General features: G+C 43.5%; 22 protein-coding genes and 1 riboswitch. Of the genes, 18 read left to right on the top strand and 4 right to left on the bottom strand.

The window, feature by feature from the left end:
• Positions 1-132 precede the first annotated feature (132 nt).
• The 15 genes from K6G33_RS10305 (at position 133) to K6G33_RS10235 (ending at position 11,729) form a co-directional block, all read left to right on the top strand.
• The gene (locus tag K6G33_RS10305) at positions 133-996 is read left to right on the top strand and encodes a radical SAM protein (protein ID WP_296779100.1); all 864 of its coding nucleotides are present in this window, start codon (positions 133-135) and stop codon (positions 994-996) included.
• 14 nt (positions 997-1,010) lie between these two features.
• Positions 1,011-1,673 (top strand): response regulator transcription factor, encoded by a 663-nt coding sequence (locus K6G33_RS10300; protein WP_296779098.1) that lies wholly within the window; start codon positions 1,011-1,013, stop codon positions 1,671-1,673.
• 90 nt (positions 1,674-1,763) lie between these two features.
• Positions 1,764-2,678 carry an ABC transporter ATP-binding protein gene (locus tag K6G33_RS10295; protein WP_296779096.1) on the top strand — a complete coding sequence of 305 codons (915 nt, stop codon included), beginning with the start codon at positions 1,764-1,766 and terminating at the stop codon, positions 2,676-2,678.
• Positions 2,671-3,531 (top strand): ABC transporter permease subunit, encoded by an 861-nt coding sequence (locus K6G33_RS10290; protein ID WP_296779094.1) that lies wholly within the window; start codon positions 2,671-2,673, stop codon positions 3,529-3,531. The genes K6G33_RS10295 and K6G33_RS10290 overlap by 8 nt, the downstream gene beginning before the upstream one ends.
• Before the next feature lie 9 nt (positions 3,532-3,540).
• Positions 3,541-4,428 (top strand): ABC transporter permease subunit, encoded by an 888-nt coding sequence (locus K6G33_RS10285; protein WP_296779091.1) that lies wholly within the window; start codon positions 3,541-3,543, stop codon positions 4,426-4,428.
• Between the two features lie 9 nt (positions 4,429-4,437).
• Entirely contained in the window at positions 4,438-5,223 is a 786-nt protein-coding gene (locus tag K6G33_RS10280) for a hypothetical protein (RefSeq protein ID WP_296779090.1), read from the top strand.
• Positions 5,224-5,233: 10 nt separating this feature from the next.
• Complete coding sequence (locus K6G33_RS10275; RefSeq protein ID WP_296779087.1) at positions 5,234-6,109, top strand: sensor histidine kinase KdpD; 876 nt, start codon at positions 5,234-5,236, stop codon at positions 6,107-6,109.
• Positions 6,110-6,173: 64 nt separating this feature from the next.
• Positions 6,174-6,281, top strand: a riboswitch (TPP riboswitch).
• 58 nt (positions 6,282-6,339) lie between these two features.
• Entirely contained in the window at positions 6,340-6,534 is a 195-nt protein-coding gene (gene thiS, locus K6G33_RS10270) for a sulfur carrier protein ThiS (RefSeq protein WP_296779084.1), read from the top strand.
• A 3-nt stretch (positions 6,535-6,537) separates the two neighbouring features.
• The gene (gene thiF / locus K6G33_RS10265; RefSeq protein ID WP_296779083.1) at positions 6,538-7,176 is read left to right on the top strand and encodes a sulfur carrier protein ThiS adenylyltransferase ThiF; all 639 of its coding nucleotides are present in this window, start codon (positions 6,538-6,540) and stop codon (positions 7,174-7,176) included.
• 20 nt (positions 7,177-7,196) lie between these two features.
• Positions 7,197-7,967, top strand: a complete 771-nt coding sequence (locus K6G33_RS10260; RefSeq protein ID WP_296779080.1) for a thiazole synthase — start codon at positions 7,197-7,199, stop codon at positions 7,965-7,967.
• Complete coding sequence (locus K6G33_RS10255) at positions 7,967-8,449, top strand: GNAT family N-acetyltransferase (protein ID WP_296779078.1); 483 nt, start codon at positions 7,967-7,969, stop codon at positions 8,447-8,449. The genes K6G33_RS10260 and K6G33_RS10255 overlap by 1 nt, the downstream gene beginning before the upstream one ends.
• A 13-nt stretch (positions 8,450-8,462) precedes the next feature.
• Positions 8,463-9,716: a 2-iminoacetate synthase ThiH gene (gene thiH, locus K6G33_RS10250; RefSeq protein WP_296779076.1), complete on the top strand. Its 1,254-nt coding sequence runs from the start codon at positions 8,463-8,465 to the stop codon at positions 9,714-9,716.
• A complete protein-coding gene (locus K6G33_RS10245; RefSeq protein WP_296779073.1) occupies positions 9,709-10,305 on the top strand; it encodes a thiamine phosphate synthase in 597 nt (198 codons plus the stop codon). Before thiH ends, K6G33_RS10245 begins: the two co-directional genes overlap by 8 nt.
• 5 nt (positions 10,306-10,310) lie before the next feature.
• A complete protein-coding gene (gene thiE / locus K6G33_RS10240; protein WP_296779071.1) occupies positions 10,311-10,946 on the top strand; it encodes a thiamine phosphate synthase in 636 nt (211 codons plus the stop codon).
• A gap of 9 nt (positions 10,947-10,955) precedes the next feature.
• Entirely contained in the window at positions 10,956-11,729 is a 774-nt protein-coding gene (locus K6G33_RS10235; protein WP_296779068.1) for a TatD family hydrolase, read from the top strand.
• A gap of 202 nt (positions 11,730-11,931) precedes the next feature.
• On the opposite strand, the gene K6G33_RS10230 is transcribed toward K6G33_RS10235, so the two are convergent.
• Both K6G33_RS10230 and K6G33_RS10225 read right to left on the bottom strand, forming a co-directional pair.
• On the bottom strand, positions 11,932-12,405 hold the full coding sequence (locus K6G33_RS10230) for a TspO/MBR family protein (RefSeq protein ID WP_296779066.1): 474 nt from the start codon (positions 12,403-12,405) through the stop codon (positions 11,932-11,934).
• A 57-nt stretch (positions 12,406-12,462) separates the two neighbouring features.
• Complete coding sequence (locus K6G33_RS10225; protein ID WP_296779065.1) at positions 12,463-13,125, bottom strand: metallophosphoesterase; 663 nt, start codon at positions 13,123-13,125, stop codon at positions 12,463-12,465.
• 343 nt (positions 13,126-13,468) lie between these two features.
• On the opposite strand from K6G33_RS10225, the gene K6G33_RS10220 reads away from it, so the two are divergent.
• Positions 13,469-14,893, top strand: a complete 1,425-nt coding sequence (locus K6G33_RS10220) for a D-alanyl-D-alanine carboxypeptidase family protein (protein WP_296779062.1) — start codon at positions 13,469-13,471, stop codon at positions 14,891-14,893.
• 38 nt (positions 14,894-14,931) lie between these two features.
• Here K6G33_RS10220 and K6G33_RS10215 read toward each other — a convergent pair whose 3' ends face one another.
• Entirely contained in the window at positions 14,932-15,669 is a 738-nt protein-coding gene (locus K6G33_RS10215) for an SH3 domain-containing protein (RefSeq protein ID WP_296779061.1), read from the bottom strand.
• Between the two features lie 164 nt (positions 15,670-15,833).
• Here K6G33_RS10215 and K6G33_RS10210 point away from each other — a divergent pair, with 164 nt between their 5' ends.
• Positions 15,834-16,685, top strand: a complete 852-nt coding sequence (locus K6G33_RS10210; RefSeq protein WP_296779058.1) for a prephenate dehydrogenase — start codon at positions 15,834-15,836, stop codon at positions 16,683-16,685.
• Here K6G33_RS10210 and K6G33_RS10205 read toward each other — a convergent pair.
• Positions 16,682-17,629, bottom strand: a complete 948-nt coding sequence (locus K6G33_RS10205) for an RluA family pseudouridine synthase (RefSeq protein WP_296779056.1) — start codon at positions 17,627-17,629, stop codon at positions 16,682-16,684. The two genes, K6G33_RS10210 and K6G33_RS10205, sit on opposite strands and share 4 nt — an antisense overlap.
• Before the next feature lie 209 nt (positions 17,630-17,838).
• Between K6G33_RS10205 and K6G33_RS10200 the strand changes: the two genes are divergently transcribed.
• On the top strand, positions 17,839-19,452 hold the full coding sequence (locus tag K6G33_RS10200; protein ID WP_296779053.1) for a glycoside hydrolase family 25 protein: 1,614 nt from the start codon (positions 17,839-17,841) through the stop codon (positions 19,450-19,452).
• Positions 19,453-19,500 lie beyond the last annotated feature (48 nt).

Below are 19,500 nucleotides of genomic sequence, written 5' to 3'. Positions count from 1 at the left end.
TTTTAAAGCCCTTGCAGATACGCAGATCAACGATCTGCTCCCTGCAATCGGGCAATTATATCATAACGCTTCGCTTATGATATAATTAAGAAAATACGCAGCCGCCGACGGTCAGGACTGAGAGTTGATAAGATGCATTATGTTGAAGCAAAGGGGATACTGTCTCCCAAAAACGGAATGAATATATACAGAGGCTGTACACATGGCTGTATTTACTGTGACAGCCGAAGCTCGTGCTATAATATGCCTCACGCATTCGAGGACATCGAAGTAAAGATCAATGCTCCCGCTCTCCTTGAAAAAGCACTTGTATCAAAGCGGAAAAAATGCATGATAGGTACAGGCGCTATGTGTGATCCGTATATGCCACTTGAAGCTGAGCTGAATCTTACACGTCGATGTCTCGAACTGATAGACAGGTATCAGTTCGGAGCAGCTTTGCATACAAAATCAGACATGGTGCTGCGTGATGCGGAGCTTCTTGGATCAATAAACGAGCACAGCAAAGCTGTAGTTCAGATGACTCTGACGACATTTGATGATGAACTCTGCCGTATTATTGAACCGGGTGTATGTCCTTCAAGCAGACGGTTTGAGGTACTCATGGAGATGAAAAGGCTCAATATCCCGACAGTCGTCTGGCTTTCGCCGTTTTTGCCGTTCATTAATGATACACAGGAGAACATAGATGGATTGCTGAGATACTGCGCAGAAGCAGGCGCTAAAGGTATCATCTGTTTTGATGTGGGAGTAACTCTGCGTGAGGGCAGCAGAGAATACTTTTATGCGGCTCTTAACAAGCATTTTGCGGGACTTTCTGACAAATACCGCCGCGAGTTCGGAACGTCCTATGTGATAAGCAGTCCTCACAGCAGGGAGCTTATGCATAGAATAGATGATTTTTGCGAAAAATACGGCATTATCCATGACATAAGCAGCTGCTTTGAGTATATGAAAGAATACCCCGAACCATATGAGCAGCTTACTTTTTTCTGACAGGAGATACAATAATGAACGAACATATTTTTATAATAGATGATGATATACATATCGGAAATATGCTTGAGGAAGCTCTTACCCGTGAAGGGTACAGGGCCTCGCGGGCGTATTCGGGAACGGAAGCGCTTATGCTTGCAGGCAGCATAAAGCCTGATCTGGTGCTTCTTGACCTGATGCTTCCTGGACTTAGCGGCGAGGAACTTCTGCCTAAGCTGAAAAATATTCCCGTAATAGTTGTCAGTGCAAAGATAGACGTGGACAACAAAGTCGAGCTGCTTCTGAGCGGAGCGGCTGATTATATCACAAAGCCGTTCAATATAAAAGAGCTTATGGCACGTATTAAGGTACAGCTCAGGAACAGAAAAAATGTCACGGAACAGGAAAAGCTTGTATGGGGAGAACTGAACCTTGATATAAATACCCATAACGTCACAGTGGCAGGTGTGGATACCAAGCTCACAAGGACAGAATTTGCGATATTGAAGCTCCTTATGCAGAACCCGGAGCAGGTCATTACCAAGTCCGCCATGCTTGAAAGGATAAGCTGCGATACGCCTGACTGTACGGAAACTTCCCTGAAGCAGCACATAAGCAATCTTAGGAAAAAGCTGAGAAGCGTCAATGAAAAGGAATACATAGAAGCAGTATGGGGGATTGGATTTAAAATGGCATAAATCTTTACTCTATTTTTACTTTTATCTTTACCGTTTTCTTTACTGTTTCATGTTATAATGAATCCGAAAAGAAAAAAGGAGGATACTATCATGGAATATGTACTCAAAACCAATGGATTATGCAGATACTACAAAAGCTTCAAAGCACTTGACGGACTTACGCTTAATGTTCCGAAGGGGTCTATATACGGACTTGTCGGAAGGAACGGCGCAGGAAAGACGACATTTTTCCGTGTGATATGCGGTCTTCAGGAACCAACTTCGGGAGACTACGAGATATATGGGATAAAGAATAACGATAAGGCTATAAAGAAGTCGCGCAGAAGAATGGGAGCGGTCATTGAAACTCCGTCCATATACCTTGATATGACAGCTGAGAAGAACCTTGAATATCAATGCCGTATGCTGGGACTTCCCGATATGAAATGTGTGGATAAGCTCCTCAAACTGGTAGGACTTGAGAACACAGGCAAAAAGCGGGTCAAAAACTTCTCGCTCGGCATGAAGCAACGTCTTGGAATTGCGATTTCTTTGGTGGGCGAGCCTGATTTCCTTATACTTGACGAGCCAATAAACGGACTTGATCCGCAGGGTATCGTCGAGGTACGCGAGCTCATACTCAAACTCAACCGTGAAAAGGAAATAACGGTAATAATTTCAAGTCATATCCTTGACGAGCTTGCAAAGCTCGCAACGCATTACGGCTTCGTGGATAACGGAAGGATAGTCCGTGAGATGAGCGCTGAGGAGCTTGAAAGAAGCTGCCGCAAGTGCATAAACATGGAAGTGACCGACACAAAGGCGCTTGCAAAGGTGCTTGACGGAATGGGTGTGGAGTATAAGATACTCTCGGAAAACACTGCCGATGTTTATGCAAAGCTGAACTTCTCGCAGCTTTCAAAGGCACTTGATAATGAAAACTGTGAAGTTATCTCCATGACAGAACATGATGAGAGTCTGGAAAGCTTCTTTATCTCTCTTGTCGGGGGTGGAAAGAATGACTGATCTTCTTTCTGCTGAGATGCGAAAATGCTTTACAGGACTGCTTTTCTGGCTGATAAGTATTTTTGTTGTGGTCATGTCTTTTAGTTTCAATGCAATTTGCTTCATCAGCACAAAAAAAGATAAAAAAGAAGTATACAATGACAGCATTTTGTATGTGGGACTTATTATACTTCCGATCATAGCAGCTATTTTCGTTGCGATTTTTATAGGAACAGAATTTTCCGAAGGAACTATTCGCAGCAAGATCGTTGCAGGTCACACTAAATATGAAATATACATATGTGAATTGATAGTTTGTGAAGCTGTGATGATACTTATACAGTATGTTTTCTTTTTTTGCATATATGCTTTTTCGTTTTTATTCTTCGGAGCGTTCCACCATTCGTTTTCACTGATGATGAAGCTCCAGCTTCTGGGCTTGCTCGGAACTGTAGAAATGACGGCGGTGATATTTATGATATCAATGCTGGTAATGAACAAAGCTGTTTCCATTTCATCATGTATGATACTTGCGGTATGTCTTTTTGTTGTCGGGGTCATCATATACAATAAAATAGAAGAGCATTATTCCGAGCTTATAGTATTAGATGACGGCTTTATCACCGAAACTCAAAGATCGACCCTTATAGCTCACAGTTATGTATACGGAGTTGATACAGAGGGACTTAACGGCGGCAAGCTGCTGCGGTACGAGTTCTTTTATGATTATCTTCCTCAGTGCCAGGCATCAAGATATATTTATGAGCGCTCTGTGCCTTATCACTGGCAGAGTTTTGCCGTATATGATGTCCTTACAACGATCGTTTCGACTTTTATCGGAGCATTTTGTTTCCGAAGATCAAAACTGAAATGAGGTGGCGCAATGTTTAATCTGATAAGGGCAGAATTCAGGAGAATGCTTAATTTCAAAGGCTTTTACATATATTTGATCCTTTCATTTCTGTTAGGTTCATTTTTTCTGAATGAACGTGATACATTCTCAAGCTATGAGGTGATGATCGTATATTTTACTATGTTGTATGGATTCCTTGCCTCTCCGTTCATATCACTTTTTGTATGTCGGGATCATCATGACGGAACTATCAGGAATAAAATAATCGCAGGACATTCAAGGAGCTCCATACTCATTGCGGAATATATAGTATGTTTTGCTGCGGCAATGATAATGTTTGGTGTTTACTGGACGAACGTCTTTATAAACATGAAGTCTGATAATGGGCGATTCAGTTATTCTTCTTTAATGATAATAAAATTTATGCTGTGCTGCGTACTCATCACGGCAGTATATACTGCATTGATAGTAACGGCTGCTATGCTTATCGGTTCCAGAGCCAGTGCTGTGGTATGGACATTAATTTCACTCATTTTGCTGATAATGGGAGGCAGTTTGATATCAGGCATGGTAGAAACAGATACTATGGAGCGTATTAAAAAAGATATCGGGTTCTATGATGCAGATGAAGAAGAGCTGCTTTCGGATACTGAGAGGGAGATATGTGTTTTCTTTGATGATCTGTTGCCGTTTAATCAGTCTATGCAGTTGGAACACTATATACTTTTGGCGAATTTATATAATAATGATAAGATAAATTATGCTTCGGAATATAAAAAATTATATGAAGAAGAGGCGAAGGTATGTCGTAAAGAATTAATTAATAAAAGTACAAAGTTCTTGTTTGTTGACGCTGCATTTATAGCGGTCATTACAGCTTTCGGAGTATTCTTCTTCCGTCGTAAGTCACTGAAATGAGGTGATACGATGATAAATATAATACGTTCCGAACTAAAACGTCTTGCAGGCTCGAAAGCCTTTTACATCACATTAGCTGTATCATTGCTTTTAGCATTTAATATGGCGGATTTAAAAAACGGTCATATCCTTGATTTTGATCTGAGCGGAACTTTTGGTATGTTTGCAGGCTATTACGGATTGATAGCAGCACCGATGACTGCTTTGTTCGCAGGCAGGGAATTTTCGGACGGAACTGTCAGGAATAAGCTGATCTGCGGAAGATCCAGAGCAGAAGTTTATATTGCTGAGACAGTCGTTTGCTCATTGGCAGCTATAGTGATACAGACTTCTGTGTTTGCGATGTCGTTGATTTATTGTAAGTTCAATGGCATCGTTCTGATCGTAAGCGTGTGGGAAATGATAAAAATAGCTGCGGTTGGATATATCGCAGTAATAACGTATACGGTGATATTTGTGATGGCAGTTATGCTTATATGTGATAAGACAAGCTCAGTAGTGTGGTCAGAGGTAATGGCGGTACTGCTTATGCTTGCGGGAGGATTTGCAATTGACAAAAAATATAGCGATAAATGGCGAAATAACAAGGCAATACTCCTTATGAACGATATCATTCCTTTTTCTCAGACGGCAGAGGTAGCTGTTGAGCATGAAATGACAGGTTCGGAAGAATGTATTGAGATAACCTTTGATGCTTCAGACAATGCTGTCAGGTGTATGGTTTACGGCAGTCTGACCATTTTTCTGACGACAGCTGCGGGCATATACTTTTTCCGCAAAAAAACATTAAAATGAGGTGGTCTGATTGATATATTTTCTGGTGGTCGGTCTTGCAGCTGCTGTGGCAGCACTGCTCATAAAGCTGTATCTTCTGCGGCGTTCTGCAAATGAGGCAGCAGAAGCTTTTTCGGACTGCCTAAAAAATGATACCAATAACATTATATCCATATCAAGCGGCGATAAATATATGTGCAGATTAGTTTCGGAGATAAATGAGGGACTTCAGCTCCTGCGAAGCGAGCATCATCGGTATGTCGTGGGAGATAGGGAACTGAAAAATGCTGTAACCAACATCTCTCATGACCTGAGAACTCCTTTGACAGCTATATGCGGCTATCTGGATATGCTGAAAGATGAGGAGAAAAGTCAGGACGCTCAGCGCTATCTTGAGATAATAAGCGGCAGGACAGAAGCTCTGAAACAGCTTACCGAGGAGCTCTTCCGCTATTCGGTCATCATGTCCTCGGACAGCGAGCTGAAAATGGAGCAGGTGGTGCTGAATGACGCTATCGAAGAAAGTATTGCGGGGTTCTACTCGCTTTTGAAGGAAAAGAAGATAGAACCTGAGATCAATATGACGGAGAAAAAAATAATACGAATGGCTGACCGTTCCGCACTTGGACGTGTATTCTCGAATCTCATCAATAATGCGGTTAAGTACAGCGGCGGCGACCTTTCTGTAAATCTTGACGACGAGGGAAAGATAGTTTTCTCAAACAGTGCTGCGGATCTTACTTGCGTTGAAGTCGATAAGCTTTTCGACAGGTTCTATACCGTTGAAGCTGCACGGAATTCCACGGGCCTCGGACTATCTATCGCAAGAACTCTTGTTGAGCAGATGGGTGGAACTATCACAGCTTTGTTTGAAAATAAAATCCTTTCCATAATAATAAAGCTTTGAACACTTTCGCTGTTAAGAAAAAAATGAAAAAAGTACTTGATTTTCAGAAATGACAGTGATATAATAAAAGAAACAGGGGAGCTTGTGCGGACAGGCTGAGAGGAAGGTGCGACCTTCGACCCTTTGACCTGATTTGGTTAATGCCAGCGTAGGGAGTCTGTTTTGTAATAATGATACATTCAGGGAACTGCGTCGGTAGTTCCCTGAATTTTTTATTAGGAGTGATCTTAATGGTCAAGATAAACGGCGAACTGCTTGATAAGGACGGAAAAACTGTAACGGAAATTCTTTCGGACATGAATATAAGCAGTCAGCAAGTGGCTGTGGAACTGAATGAGGAGATAGTTCCGAAGGCAAAATATGCAGAAACGGTACTTAAAGACGGCGATCACGTTGAAGTAGTGCGTTTTGTTGGAGGCGGCTGATACTTGATACCGACGAGAGAAGAAATGTATGCTGCGCTGGAGGAAAGACACGGCATCGAGCTGCAGCAGAAGCTGAATGCTGCTTCTGTTGCGGTATGCGGACTGGGAGGTCTGGGCTCGAATATCGCCGTTGCTCTTGCAAGAGCAGGCGTGGGAAAGCTCCATATAATAGACTTTGACAAAGTCGATATCTCCAACCTCAACAGGCAGCAGTATTTTCCCGAACAGCTCGGGCAGTTCAAGTCTGATGCAATGTTCGATACTTTGAAGCGTATCGCACCTTACTGTGATATCACAAGTGAGTGCGTGAAGCTTACAGAAGAGAATATATCGCAGATTCTTGCCAATGACGATATTATCGTGGAAGCCTTCGACAAATCCGATCAGAAGGCTATGCTGGTAAATTATGTGCTGGAAAATATGTCGCAGAAATATATTGTGGCAGCTTCCGGAATGGCAGGTCTTGTGCCATCGAACCTGATAACCACAAAGCGTGTTACAAAGCGCTTTTACCTTTGCGGCGACGGGGTGAGCGATATTGCCGACGGTATGGGACTTGTTTCATCGAGAGTCCTTATCTGTGCGGGACATCAGGCTCATGCAGTGATACGGATAATCGCAGAGCAATATGATATAAATTGAGACATAAAGGAGTAATTACAATGAAAGAAGATAAGCTTATTATCGGGGGACATGAGTTCTCCTCACGTTTTATACTGGGTTCGGGAAAGTATTCCCTAAGCCTTATCGAGGCTGCTGTAAAGTATGCGGGAGCTGAGATGATAACACTGGCTGTACGCCGTACAAACTCAAAGGAGCACGAGAATATTCTCGACTATATACCAAAGGGAGTCACACTTCTTCCGAATACCTCAGGTGCAAGAAATGCTGATGAAGCTGTACGTATCGCACGTCTTGCAAGAGAGCTGGGCTGCGGAGATTTTGTAAAGATCGAGATCATGCGTGATACAAAGTACCTCCTCCCCGATAATCAGGAGACCGTCCGTGCTACGCAGATACTCGCCAAAGAGGGCTTTGTGGTAATGCCTTATATGTATCCCGACCTTAACACAGCCCGTGATCTTGTCAATGCAGGTGCGGCTTCCGTAATGCCTCTTGCTTCGCCTATAGGATCGAACAAGGGACTTGCTACCAGGGACTTCATACAGATACTCATTGATGAGATAGACCTGCCTATTATAGTTGACGCAGGTATCGGCAGACCCTCACAGGCTTGCGAGGCTATGGAAATGGGAGCTGCTGCCGTAATGTCCAATACAGCCCTTGCAACAGCAGGCGATCTTCCTGTAATGGCTGAGGCTTTCAAGCAGGCTGTAGAAGCGGGCAGAAAGGCTTATTTAGCTGGTCTCGGACGAGTTCTTACCCGTGGTGCTGCTCCTTCAGACACACTCACAGGCTTCCTTCACGACTGATGATACATCTTGAAAAGGTAAACGGCAGAAATATATGGGATATACTTGAGCTCAGCGTTGACGAAGCGCAGAAAAGCTTTGTTGCAGACAACAGTACAAGCATTATCGAAGCCTATTCCACACTTTGTAGCGGCGGTCATGTTTTCACGTTTGGGATATACGATGACGAAACGCCTGTGGGATTCCTTATGATAGGCTTCGGTACTGACGAATGCTGGGAAGCTCCGCCTGCTGTTGCCGAGGATAATTACAATATATGGCGCTTTATGATAGACAAACGCTATCAGCATAAGGGGTACGGCAAGGCTGCATTGAAGCTCGCGCTGGACTATATCCGTACATTTCCCTGCGGAAAGGCTGAAAAATGCTGGCTTTCATACGAGCCCGAAAATCACGCAGCTGCAAAGCTGTACAGCTCGTTCGGTTTTGGAACGAACGGCGAAAAAGACGGCGATGAGGTAATTGCCGTGCTGAATTTATAAAGAAGGTAATATAATGGAAAATCATTATTTTGTTGACTCGGACAAGCTCTCCGAGGCTGCACTTAAAAAGAAGCACACTCTTGAAACAGACCCGTCCTCACGTACCAACCACATGGAGTACATGGAGGGCATGGAGCATATCAAGTCCGATATCATGGACAGGGTGCTCACGGAGATGAAGAACTACGACTATTCGCAGTATACGGCAAGGGACGTAAATGCTGCCCTTAATCACGATATTTGCTCGGTCGAGGACTTCAAGGCGCTCCTTTCGCCTGCCGCAGAGCCGTTCCTTGAAAAAATGGCTGAAAAGGCAAGACTTGAGACGCAGAAGCATTTCGGAAACACGGTCTATCTGTTTACTCCGCTCTATATTGCCAATTACTGTGAGAACTACTGCGTTTACTGCGGTTTTAACTGCTATAACGACATAAGGCGCATGAAGCTCAACATGGAGCAGATAGAGCACGAAATGAAGGTGATCGCCGACAGCGGTATGGAGGAGATACTTATCCTCACAGGTGAGAGCCGCGTACAGAGCAGTGTCGAGTATATCGGCGAAGCCTGCAAGCTCGCCCGCAAGTATTTCCGCATGGTGGGTATTGAGGTGTATCCGTTGAATACCGACGAATACAAGTACCTCCACGAATGTGGTGTTGACTATGTTACCGTATTTCAGGAGACTTACAACAGCGACCGCTATGAACAGCTCCATCTTCTCGGTCACAAGAGAGTTTTTCCGTACCGTTTCGAGGCTCAGGAGAGAGCTCTTATGGGCGGCATGAGAGGAATTGCCTGTTCTGCGCTTCTGGGACTTTCTGATTTCAGAAAGGACGCTCTTGCAAGCGCTCTCCATGTATACTATTTACAGAGAAAGTACCCGCAGGCTGAGATATCCCTTTCATGTCCCAGACTTCGTCCCATTATCAATAACGACGAGATAAATCCTCTTGACGTACACGAAAAGCAGCTCTGTCAGGTGCTCTGCGCCTACAGGATATTCCTTCCGTTCTGCGGTATAACCGTATCCTCACGGGAGAGCGAGACCTTCCGCAACGGTATCGTAAAGATAGCTGCAACAAAGGTCTCGGCAGGAGTATCAACAGGCATTGGCGATCATGAGAGCAAGTATACAGGCAAAGAAGCCGAGAATGCAGAGGGCGACGAGCAGTTTGAGATCAACGACAGCCGCAGCTTCGACAAGATGTACAAGGATATGTCGTCTGAAGGACTTCAGCCTGTACTGAACGATTACCTCTATGTCTGATATCGTATGTATTACGGCGCGGAAACTGTGCTGCGGAGACTTTTTTGAACAGCTCGGACGGATAGCGGAAGCAGAGCCAAGATATATCGTACTGCGCGAAAAAGACCTTGATGAAGCACAGTACCGCGAACTTGCAAAGAAGTCTGTTGAGAAATGCAATGGGCACGGTACTAAGCTTGTTCTTCATTATTACTGGAAGGTTGCCGCTGAACTCGGTGCGGACAGTATTCATCTGCCGCTGCATATACTTCGTGAAATGAGTGCTGAGGACAAAGCTGGCTTCAGTCTTATAGGCACATCTTGTCACTCTGTTGATGATGCTCTCGAAGCGCAGTCGCTGGGAGCTGATTATATCACCGCAGGTCATGTCTTTGCGACGGACTGCAAAAAGGGACTTCCGCCTCGGGGGCTTGACTTTCTGCGTGATGTCTGCTATAGTGTTGATATACCTGTTTATGCTATAGGTGGGATATCGCCCGATAATATAGCTTCTGTACGGGAATGCGGTGCGGCAGGAGCCTGCATTATGAGCGGCTTTATGAAATGTCTTTCTCCGAAAGCATACATGGGTGAATTTAACGGGAAGTGATTGATTTGAAAATAAACCATAAAGACCTTTTGCTGTATGCAGTTACAGAAAGAAGCTGCCTGCGCGGCATAAGCCTCGAGGAAGCAGTTGAACAGGCTATACTTGGCGGAGTAAGCATAGTTCAGCTCCGTGAGAAGAATATCAGCGGCGGCGAGCTTATGGAAGAAGCGAAAAGACTTCTGAAAATATGCCATAAATATAATGTTCCGTTTATAATCAATGACGATTACGAAGCAGCTCTGAGGTGCGGAGCAGACGGTGTACACGTAGGTATAGAAGATGCTCCTGTAGCTGATATAAGACGTATTGCAGGCAATGATTTCATTATCGGCGCGACAGCAAAGACCGTTGAGCAGGCAAAGCTTGCAGAGGGATCGGGAGCTGATTATCTCGGAGTGGGGGCAGTGTTCCCGTCGCCTACAAAGAAAAATGCGGTAAGGATTACTCCTCAGCAGCTCAGCGAGATATGCGGTTCTGTGAGTATTCCCGCGGTAGCTATCGGCGGTATAAATGCAGAAAATGTACATACCATAAAGGGCTGCGGACATAAAGGAATAGCAGTCGTATCGGCAGTATTCGGAGCTGAAAATGTTAAGGCAGCGGCAGAAGAGCTTCACAGGAAGGTCATTGAGACATTATAAGGTGAAAATATGATAAAATATTATGACATTGGCTTGAATCTGTTTTGCAAGCAGTTCAGAGAGCCTGAGAAAATCATAAACGACGCGGCGGCAGAAGGTGTCAGCTGTATCCTCACGGGTTCTGACATGAAAAGCAGCGAGAGCGTCAACAGTTTCGTTAAGACACATGATTGTTTTGGTACCTGCGGGATACATCCACACAGCGCAGACAGTGCAAAAGCGGAGGATTTCCAGCGTATCCGCAAAATAGTATCCGAAAATGAAAAGATAGTTGCAGTGGGGGAGTGCGGACTTGATTACGACAGAATGTTTTCGACCCGTGAAAATCAGGTGCGCTGCTTTGAACATCATATCAGGATAGCGGAGGAACTCGGAAAGCCGCTTTTCCTTCATGAGCGTGAAGCAGCAGATGATTTTATCGCACGTTTCAAAAAGCACGGCGATATATGCAGCCATTCTGTTGTACACTGTTTTACAGGTGATAAGGAAACGCTGAAAAAGTATCTGGATATGGGCTTTTACATCGGTATAACAGGCTGGATATGCGACGAAAGGCGCAGTGGAGCGCTCAGGGAAGCCGTAAAGTCCATACCTCTTGAACGCGTTATGATAGAGACCGATGCGCCTTACCTTACCCCTCGTAATATCAAGGGACTTGACCGCACTAACGTGCCGCAGAATATAAAGTATGTGGCAGCAGAACTTGCGAAAAATATACGTGTTGATGAGAAGGAGCTTATCGAAGCTGTCAGGGAAAACACGAAACGTTTCTTTAATATATAAAAAATGCTGCACGGTATTTATTACCGTGCAGCTTTTGCTTATTTACAGCAGATTCCGAGCATATCGCAGAGGAATTTCCAGATATTGCAGCACATAATGTTTACCTCCTGATCTTATTGTCCCTTTCGGGATAATTTTATTATATCAGAGAAAGTCAGAACATTCAATGCAAAGATTCTGGAAGAAAAACTGGCAGTATCAGTCAGTTGATAATGTATGTGGCTGCTGCGAGATATGAAGCGAATAACAGCCATATCAGGTATGGGATATTCAGTTTTGCCGCGAACTTTCTTACCCTGGAGAATGCGAGTATCATCAATACAACAAGCAGCATCAGAATTATAGCCGTGACCGCTGCCGCACCGAGAAGTCTGAAACGAAAAAATATTATGCTCCATGAAAAATTTACCGCAAGCTGGGCAAAATACACTTTGAGTGCAAAGGCGCGATCCTTTTTCTTTTTGTTTGTGTTCCAAACCATATATGCAGAAATTCCCATAAGTGCATAGAGTATAGCCCATACCACAGGGAATATCCATGCAGGCGGAGACAGCGGCGGCTGTTTTATCTCTGCATAAAACGATGTGAAATCACCTGATATCAGTGCAGATACAGCTCCTGTGAGCTCGGCTGTGACGACAAAAATGAGCAGATCCGTCAATTTGAATTTATTCATAGTATTACCTCACTTGTTTTGATAGTAAATACTATGACGGAACTGCTCATATTATGTTTATTTAATAGGGATAACGCTGTTGAACACTGCAAAAAACTTTATCGGGATATGCTTGTCGATATGGCACTTGCCAAAAAACCATTTTTTATAATTACAGGTCTTTATCACATCTTCAAAGAAAGCGTGTACTTCAAGCCTTTCGAGCACGTCAACACTCAGGCATTCTTTCAGTGAAGCAGGCGGCTCATGAGTGATGATGTAGTCGACATAGTAGTTGTTTTCGCGCAGATGCGTGATCGCTTCTCTGATCTCCTCATGGGAAGGCTGTTCGCGTTCCCACCAGTCGTTGTCACGTCTGAATTCGATATCCTGACTGTGACCGCCGCCAAAGGTGAAGATCTTTTTCTTTTCGATAGTATAAACCTGACCTCGCATGAGGTGAACGATATTGGGGGCGATGATTCGCGCCTTTCCGCCTTTCCACTCAGAGACAGGATACTTTTCCAGCATATCGAAGTTTTCGTGGCAGCCGTCCAGAAAAGCGATAGTAAAGCTCTTTTCAGCAAGCTTTTTCAGTGCAGCCCTTTCTGCTTTGGAATCGTCCCAAAGGAAGCCGAAATCTCCGGCGATAATAAGAGTATCGCCGCGTCCTACTTTTTTCATTTCAGGGCTTTTAAAGCGGCTAATATCTCCGTGAGTGTCTCCTGTTACGTAGATCACATTAAAAACCTCCGTTCTTCTGTTCAATTATGTATGCAGCTATTTATATCTATGCTGCTTTCGTTTTGTATAAATATATTGTAGCACATTTTTGTCAAAAGGTAAAGGGGTGAATAAAAAAAATAGTAAAATTTGAAAAAATTCAAAAAAACTCTTTTAAAACACGAAGGAATCTGTTATAATATAATGTGTTGTAAATAACCGCTGAAAGGCGATTATTACCCCGAACTTTGTTCAGGGATGCAAATTCCTTATAAGATATGGAATTTGAGCAGACATTAATATAGTTTGGAGTTTTAAACGGAACTACTGCGTGTAAATCGCTTGGAATAAAGGAGAATATATGAAAAAGCTATTTTGTGCTCTTGCAGCTATAGTATTTGTACTTCCTTTCGTCATTGTCAGGAATGCTTCGGCAGTAAATTTTCCGCTGATCTCGCCTATACAGAGCGAATCAGCCGTTCTTATGAACCTTGATACGAATACGATAATACATCAGAAAAATGCTGACAGCAAGCAAATGCCGGGACCGCTCGTAAATATCATGACAGCTGTTGTCTGTCTTGAGAATTGTTCAGATCTTTCCGAGCAGGTCACTATAGATGAATCAGACTACGAGTATCTTTATAATATAGAGCATCCCGACGATCTCAGATTTGCGAATATACTTGACGGCGATGTTCTCACGATAAATGATCTGCTGTATGCTATGATGCTGACATCATCTGTGGAAGCAGCCGAGACATTAGCGCATAAGTTCGGTGACGGCAGTTCTGCTAAGTTCGTTGAGATGATGAATGCAAAGGCAGCCGAACTCGGACTGGAGAATACTAATTTCACAAATGCAACGGGAATGTATGACCCGAACCAGTATACCACGGCTAACGATATGGCAAAGCTTGCCGTTTACGCTCTGGGTGTTCCGTATTTTGAAAAGATATCTACAACATGGACATATACTCCACAGATCCCTATGGATCCAAAGAGACATTCCGATCCTGATGAATGGGTGTGGACTCACTCGAACATTCTGATGGAGCCTGAAGGCAACTATGAGTACAGCGGTTCAAAGGGAATAAAGACTGCGAATCTCGATCTGGCAGGAAGAAATATCGTTACTATGGCGAGCCGCGATGGAAACAAGTATCTTGCAGTTCTTTTGAAATCGCCTCTTAGCGACGCTGACGGTGAGACAACATATTATCATCTCACAGATGCAATGAGTCTTTTCAACTGGGCGTTCAATCATTTTTCATATGAAGTTATCCTTGCAGATACTGCTGAGGTAGGAGAACTGCCGGTTGAGCTTGCAGAGGGCAACGATTACGTCCTTGCAAGACCTAAGGAAGAATTTACTATACTCTGGTATGACGGCATAGATATATCGACAATAAGCCGAGACAAAATAGTATGGTACAAGAATTCACTTCAGGCACCTGTAGCAAAGGGCGAACCTCTCGGAAAAGTTACTCTTGAGTATTCGGGTGAGGAGCTTGGAACGGTTGAGATAGTGGCAGTCAGCAATGTTGAGCGTTCAGCATCGAAGTACAACCTGTATGCAGCAAAAATGTTCAAGAAGTCGCGCTGGTTCAGCAGAGCTCTTATGGTGGCATTCCTGCTGTGTGCAATATATATCATGATCTGTGTATATGCGTATATCTCGTTCAAGAGCAAGGCAAAGCCAATGAAACCGATCTATGCAGTACCAAAGGTGAACGATAAGGATCGCCGTAGAAGAAGAATGCAGGATCAGAACAAGGATCAGTAAGTAATATGCCGTACAGCATTTAAGCTGTACGGTATATTTTATAATGTGATAAATCTGCTGCTGGAATAGCCTGTTATACCGTTGTAGTTCACGACGTACCAGCCGTTTGTCTCGCCGTTTACGGTAACTGTTGCGCCGTCAGGTATCGAGCCGATTATAGTACCGCTCATATCAGGATAGCTGCGGATATTGAGACCGCTTCCGTTGGTGGTGACAGTTCCCCATCTGACAGCGCCAGCCGCGACAAAGGGGATACCAAAGAAATCACAGAGAGAGCCTGTGATATTCCGTGCGATATTTTCAAGATTGTTTTTCAGCCACGCTTCGTCGGCGTAATTGTCATGATAGCCAAGCTCACATAAGACTGCAACAGCTTTTGTGCGCAGAACCTCTCCGAGAGAGTACGTTGGGACAGCTCTTACCTTGTCAGGCAGAGGATATATAGTTTTCAGATTGTTTGCAATGATATTTGCGAGCTTTTCGCTCCGGCTGCTTTTCGGAGCAAAATATATGTCTATACCGCGCAGTCTGCCTGACAGATTCTCGGGAGCGGCGTTTGAGTGAAGTGCAAGGTGAACGTCGTATGTGCCGGCATTTGAATCGGCTATCGCACCTGTAACATTCCGTACCGGATCGTTCCTGACAAAGTTTATGCCGCATGAGCGGAGATAAGGCTCCATACGATCAGCGAGGAGATTCATATACAGTTCTTCATTGCCGTCGGTGGCATATTGGTTCCACTCCTGAGTAGACGGACTTAAAAAGACCTTTGGCATAAAACCATTCCTTTCGGTGGATTTGAGAGATCTCTCATGTTATTTTATGCCATTTACGCAAAAAATGTTATATGAAAAGTTTTGAAAAAACAAGGCAGCACTTGACTTTTTGCGTTTAAAGCGTTATACTTTAAATGACAAAAGAAATCTGGAGGTACTTTTTTATGAAAATACTTGTTGTCGGACTTGGACTTATCGGAGGTTCAATTTGTAAAGCATTGAAAAAATATACATATCACACAGTTGTGGGCAGTGACCTTAATCATGATATCGAGAACGCAGCACTTCGTGATGTAGCTCTTGACGAGGTGTTTAACGGTGATTACAGCGGCTACGACCTTATTATAGCTGCACTTTTCCCCGAGGCTACAGAACGTTTCTTTGCCGAACACGCTGCCGAGATAGACAAAAACACCCTTATTACCGATGTTTGCGGTATAAAGGGTGCGTTTTCCGAGCGTATGAAGAAGATAGCCGAGGATAATGGATTAAGATATGTGGGTATCCACCCTATGGCAGGAAAGGAGTTCGGCGGTTACTATAACAGCAGCTCTGATCTTTTTGTAAAAGCAAACTTTATTATCGCTCCGTTTGAAGGAAGTGATGAAAAAGATATCGAGCTTCTCAGAGAGCTTGCAAAGGAGATAGGTGCAGGAAAAATAGTAGTAACTACTCCCGAAAACCATGATAAAATGATCGCTTACACCTCACAGCTGGCACATATCGTTTCAAGTGCATATGTCAAAAGTCCTGAACTCGGACTTGAATGCGGATTCAGCGGCGGAAGCTTTCAGGATATGACGAGAATAGCTACGATGAACGAGAGGATGTGGACTGACCTTTTCATGCAGAACAGGGATAATCTTCAGTATGAGCTTGATACGCTCATTTCAAATCTTCTGAAGTACAGTGAGGCATTGAAAAGTGCCGATGCGGACAGAATGAGAGAGCTTATTGCCGAGGGCAGAGAGCTGAAAGAAGAAAATCTCCGCCATAGAGTCGGTCAGCCTAACTAAAAGAATTTTTTCTCGAATTCGGGAGTGTCAGCTGTTATTTTCAGCTCGTTGAGGTAGCGGAATGAAGAAGCTTCGGGAAGCTCGAATCTCAGTTCATATGCGCACAGAGCCTGGCGGAATACGCCGAAACGTTTATTTACAGCGGAAATGCCGTATTTACCGTCGCCGAGGATAGGCGCTCCGATATGAGCAAGATGTGCTCTTATCTGATGAGTTCTTCCCGTGAACAGCGTAACTTCGACCAGCGACAACGGACCTTTTGAAGCGAGCACCTTGTAACCTGTTTTTATGGGCTTGAAGCCATCTTCGGGCGAGTCGGATATCTTTACGAGATTTCTTGACTCGTCTTTTTTATGATATGCGGTAATGATATCCTCTTTCTTCGGGAGAGGAGCGGCTGTCACACAGTGATATATCTTGTGAACGTTGCCGTTTCTGATGGCCTCATTGATGTCACGAAGCGCGGCAGCTGTTTTTGCAGCCGTTACCAGACCACAGGTATTCCTGTCGAGTCTGCTGCAAAGAGCAGGCGCGAAGGAGCTCTCATTTTCCGGCAGGTACTCTTTCTTATCGTAAAGGTAGTGCTTGATACGGTCTATAAGAGTGTCGGTCATAGGACTGCCGTTGGAATGAGAGTCAAGCCCCAACGGTTTATTGACTATGATGACATTTTCGTCTTCAAATACGATGCTTAGTTCGGAAGGATGTTCCAGAAAGCTCATATCATGATTTTTTTCAGCAGCCACTTCGTCTTTTACGTAGACCGTGAGGATATCTCCTGCGTTAAGACGGGTAGATATCTCGCATCGTTTGCCGTTGATCTTAATGTCTTTTTTGCGGATCAGACGGTACATCATACTTTTTGGAAGCTCAGGAAGAGCTTTTGATACAAATTTATCTACTCTCTGACCGCTGTCGTTGTCATTAATAACAAATTTCTTCATTATTTCACTCCTAAATATTACAGAAAAGTATCTATTAGTTACAAAAAGTTTTTGTGATTTTTTTCAAAACGCACAAAAATCATATCGGAAATTGCTTTTTTTGTTATATGTAGTTGCAAATTGTTCATATCTATGTTATAATTTACAAAAGGAAACATATGGGGTGTTTTCTTTTTTTGTCATGTTTATGAAAAGGAGCTTGATTTGCCATGAAGCATTTAAAAAGATTACTTTCTGCGCTGATCTCCTGTGCAACAATCAGTTCATGTGCAGCATTTACTGCATCTGTTGCCGCTGACAATACTGAGATTGACATATATGATAATAGCACAAATTGCTCAGAAAGTAAAGAGGACGATTCACAGAGTGTTCCGACGCAGGTTTGGAGAGTCGGAAAACCGGGGGAAATTTCTGTACAGACAGAGACACAAACAGAGAATGAGACCCCGTTCAATGTTTTTGATATTTACGACGCTCATCAGAATTATGTTAAGCTCAAGTCAGGGGACAAGAGCATGATGTATAAAAAAAGCGAAGGTATTGATGTATCTTACGCACAAGGTAAGATCGACTGGAAAACCGTAAAGGCAAGCGGAATAGATTACGCTATCATCAGAGCCGGCTACGGTAATGCAAATGATTATCCATGGCAGGTCGATAACTGGTTCAAATACAATATAGAAGAAGCTCAGAAGGTGGGCATTGACGTTGGCGTATACTGGTACAGCTATGCTTTTGACGTTGATGCGGCACGTAAAGAAGCTGAGTCTTGCTGTAATGTAATTAAGTCTTATGATCTTCAGTATCCTGTATACTTTGATATTGAAGAAGAAAAACATAAGCAGATGTCTGATTATGAAGTTTCGGCGATAGTTGATACCTTCTGTACAACGATGCAGTCAAATGGATATCGTACAGGCGTATACAGCTTTGCAAGTCTGCTTTCATCAAAGATTTATCAGCAGGTACTTGACAAGTATGACATCTGGGTAGCTCATTGGAACGTAAATTCACCTTCATATAATAAAGATTACGGTATGTGGCAGTATACGGACAGAGGTTCTGTTCCTGGTATAGAAGGTCCGGTCGACAGAGATCATTGTTACATAAATTTTCCGTATCTTATATCGCCTGAGACCTATATTCCTGACGGATCGGAAAGAAGCGCTTCAGTTCCGCTTTATCCTGCAAATGTAAACAAGGGTATGGCAGGCGGAATTGATGTGTCTGTATGGCAGGGCAAGATAGACTGGAGCAAGGTCAAAAGCTCGGGAAAGAGCTATGCGATCATCAGAGCAGGATACGGAAATCTTGCTACACAGCGCGATAAGTACTTTGAAGCCAATGTAAAGGGTGCTCAGGCAGCAGGTATAGACTGCGGAGCTTACTGGTACAGTTATGCTGAATCACCTGAAGATGCTGTACTTGAAGCAGAGGCTTGCTATGAAGTTATAAAGGGATACAAGTTCCAGTATCCTGTATATTACGCTATAGAAGATACTTGCTTTTCTTCTATGAGCTCTCAGGAGATAACAGCTATAGTAAATGCTTTCTGCTCAACACTTGAGAAGAAAGGATACTATGTCGGCATAAAGAGCTATGCAAATTTCCTCAATACACGTCTTGATGCATCTATATATTCAAAATATGATGTTTGGGTGTCACATTATGGCGTAACTAAGCCTGATTTCAGTAAGAATTACAATATGTGGCAGTATTCAAATGAGGAAAAGGTAAACGGAATCAACGGTTATGTAAACAGTGATTATGCATACCTGAATTTCCCTAAGATTATGAAAGATAACCATTTAAATGGTTTTTGATGAATTTTGAAGATATGCATACCGTTTTTTGCGGTATGCATATTTTAT

Origin of the sequence: Ruminococcus sp., assembly GCF_024691275.1 — a bacterium.
Lineage (GTDB): Bacteria > Bacillota > Clostridia > Oscillospirales > Ruminococcaceae > Ruminococcus.
The sequence above is the reverse complement of the archived record's forward strand: the minus strand, read 5'-3'. Positions and strand labels throughout refer to the sequence as shown.

Excerpts from the sequence above, each read along its gene's own strand:
- K6G33_RS10285 (WP_296779091.1), top strand. The coding sequence starts at position 3,541 with ATGTTTAATCTGATAAGGGCAGAATTCAGGAGAATGCTTAATTTCAAA.
- K6G33_RS10210 (WP_296779058.1), top strand. The coding sequence starts at position 15,834 with ATGAAAATACTTGTTGTCGGACTTGGACTTATCGGAGGTTCAATTTGT.
- K6G33_RS10305 (WP_296779100.1), top strand. The coding sequence starts at position 133 with ATGCATTATGTTGAAGCAAAGGGGATACTGTCTCCCAAAAACGGAATG.
- K6G33_RS10205 (WP_296779056.1), bottom strand. The coding sequence starts at position 17,629 with ATGAAGAAATTTGTTATTAATGACAACGACAGCGGTCAGAGAGTAGAT.
- K6G33_RS10290 (WP_296779094.1), top strand. The coding sequence starts at position 2,671 with ATGACTGATCTTCTTTCTGCTGAGATGCGAAAATGCTTTACAGGACTG.
- K6G33_RS10220 (WP_296779062.1), top strand. The coding sequence starts at position 13,469 with ATGAAAAAGCTATTTTGTGCTCTTGCAGCTATAGTATTTGTACTTCCT.
- K6G33_RS10255 (WP_296779078.1), top strand. The coding sequence starts at position 7,967 with ATGATACATCTTGAAAAGGTAAACGGCAGAAATATATGGGATATACTT.
- K6G33_RS10300 (WP_296779098.1), top strand. The coding sequence starts at position 1,011 with ATGAACGAACATATTTTTATAATAGATGATGATATACATATCGGAAAT.
- thiH (WP_296779076.1), top strand. The coding sequence starts at position 8,463 with ATGGAAAATCATTATTTTGTTGACTCGGACAAGCTCTCCGAGGCTGCA.
- K6G33_RS10235 (WP_296779068.1), top strand. The coding sequence starts at position 10,956 with ATGATAAAATATTATGACATTGGCTTGAATCTGTTTTGCAAGCAGTTC.
- thiS (WP_296779084.1), top strand. The coding sequence starts at position 6,340 with ATGGTCAAGATAAACGGCGAACTGCTTGATAAGGACGGAAAAACTGTA.
- K6G33_RS10200 (WP_296779053.1), top strand. The coding sequence starts at position 17,839 with ATGAAGCATTTAAAAAGATTACTTTCTGCGCTGATCTCCTGTGCAACA.
- K6G33_RS10215 (WP_296779061.1), bottom strand. The coding sequence starts at position 15,669 with ATGCCAAAGGTCTTTTTAAGTCCGTCTACTCAGGAGTGGAACCAATAT.
- K6G33_RS10280 (WP_296779090.1), top strand. The coding sequence starts at position 4,438 with ATGATAAATATAATACGTTCCGAACTAAAACGTCTTGCAGGCTCGAAA.
- K6G33_RS10295 (WP_296779096.1), top strand. The coding sequence starts at position 1,764 with ATGGAATATGTACTCAAAACCAATGGATTATGCAGATACTACAAAAGC.
- K6G33_RS10260 (WP_296779080.1), top strand. The coding sequence starts at position 7,197 with ATGAAAGAAGATAAGCTTATTATCGGGGGACATGAGTTCTCCTCACGT.
- K6G33_RS10245 (WP_296779073.1), top strand. The coding sequence starts at position 9,709 with ATGTCTGATATCGTATGTATTACGGCGCGGAAACTGTGCTGCGGAGAC.
- K6G33_RS10230 (WP_296779066.1), bottom strand. The coding sequence starts at position 12,405 with ATGAATAAATTCAAATTGACGGATCTGCTCATTTTTGTCGTCACAGCC.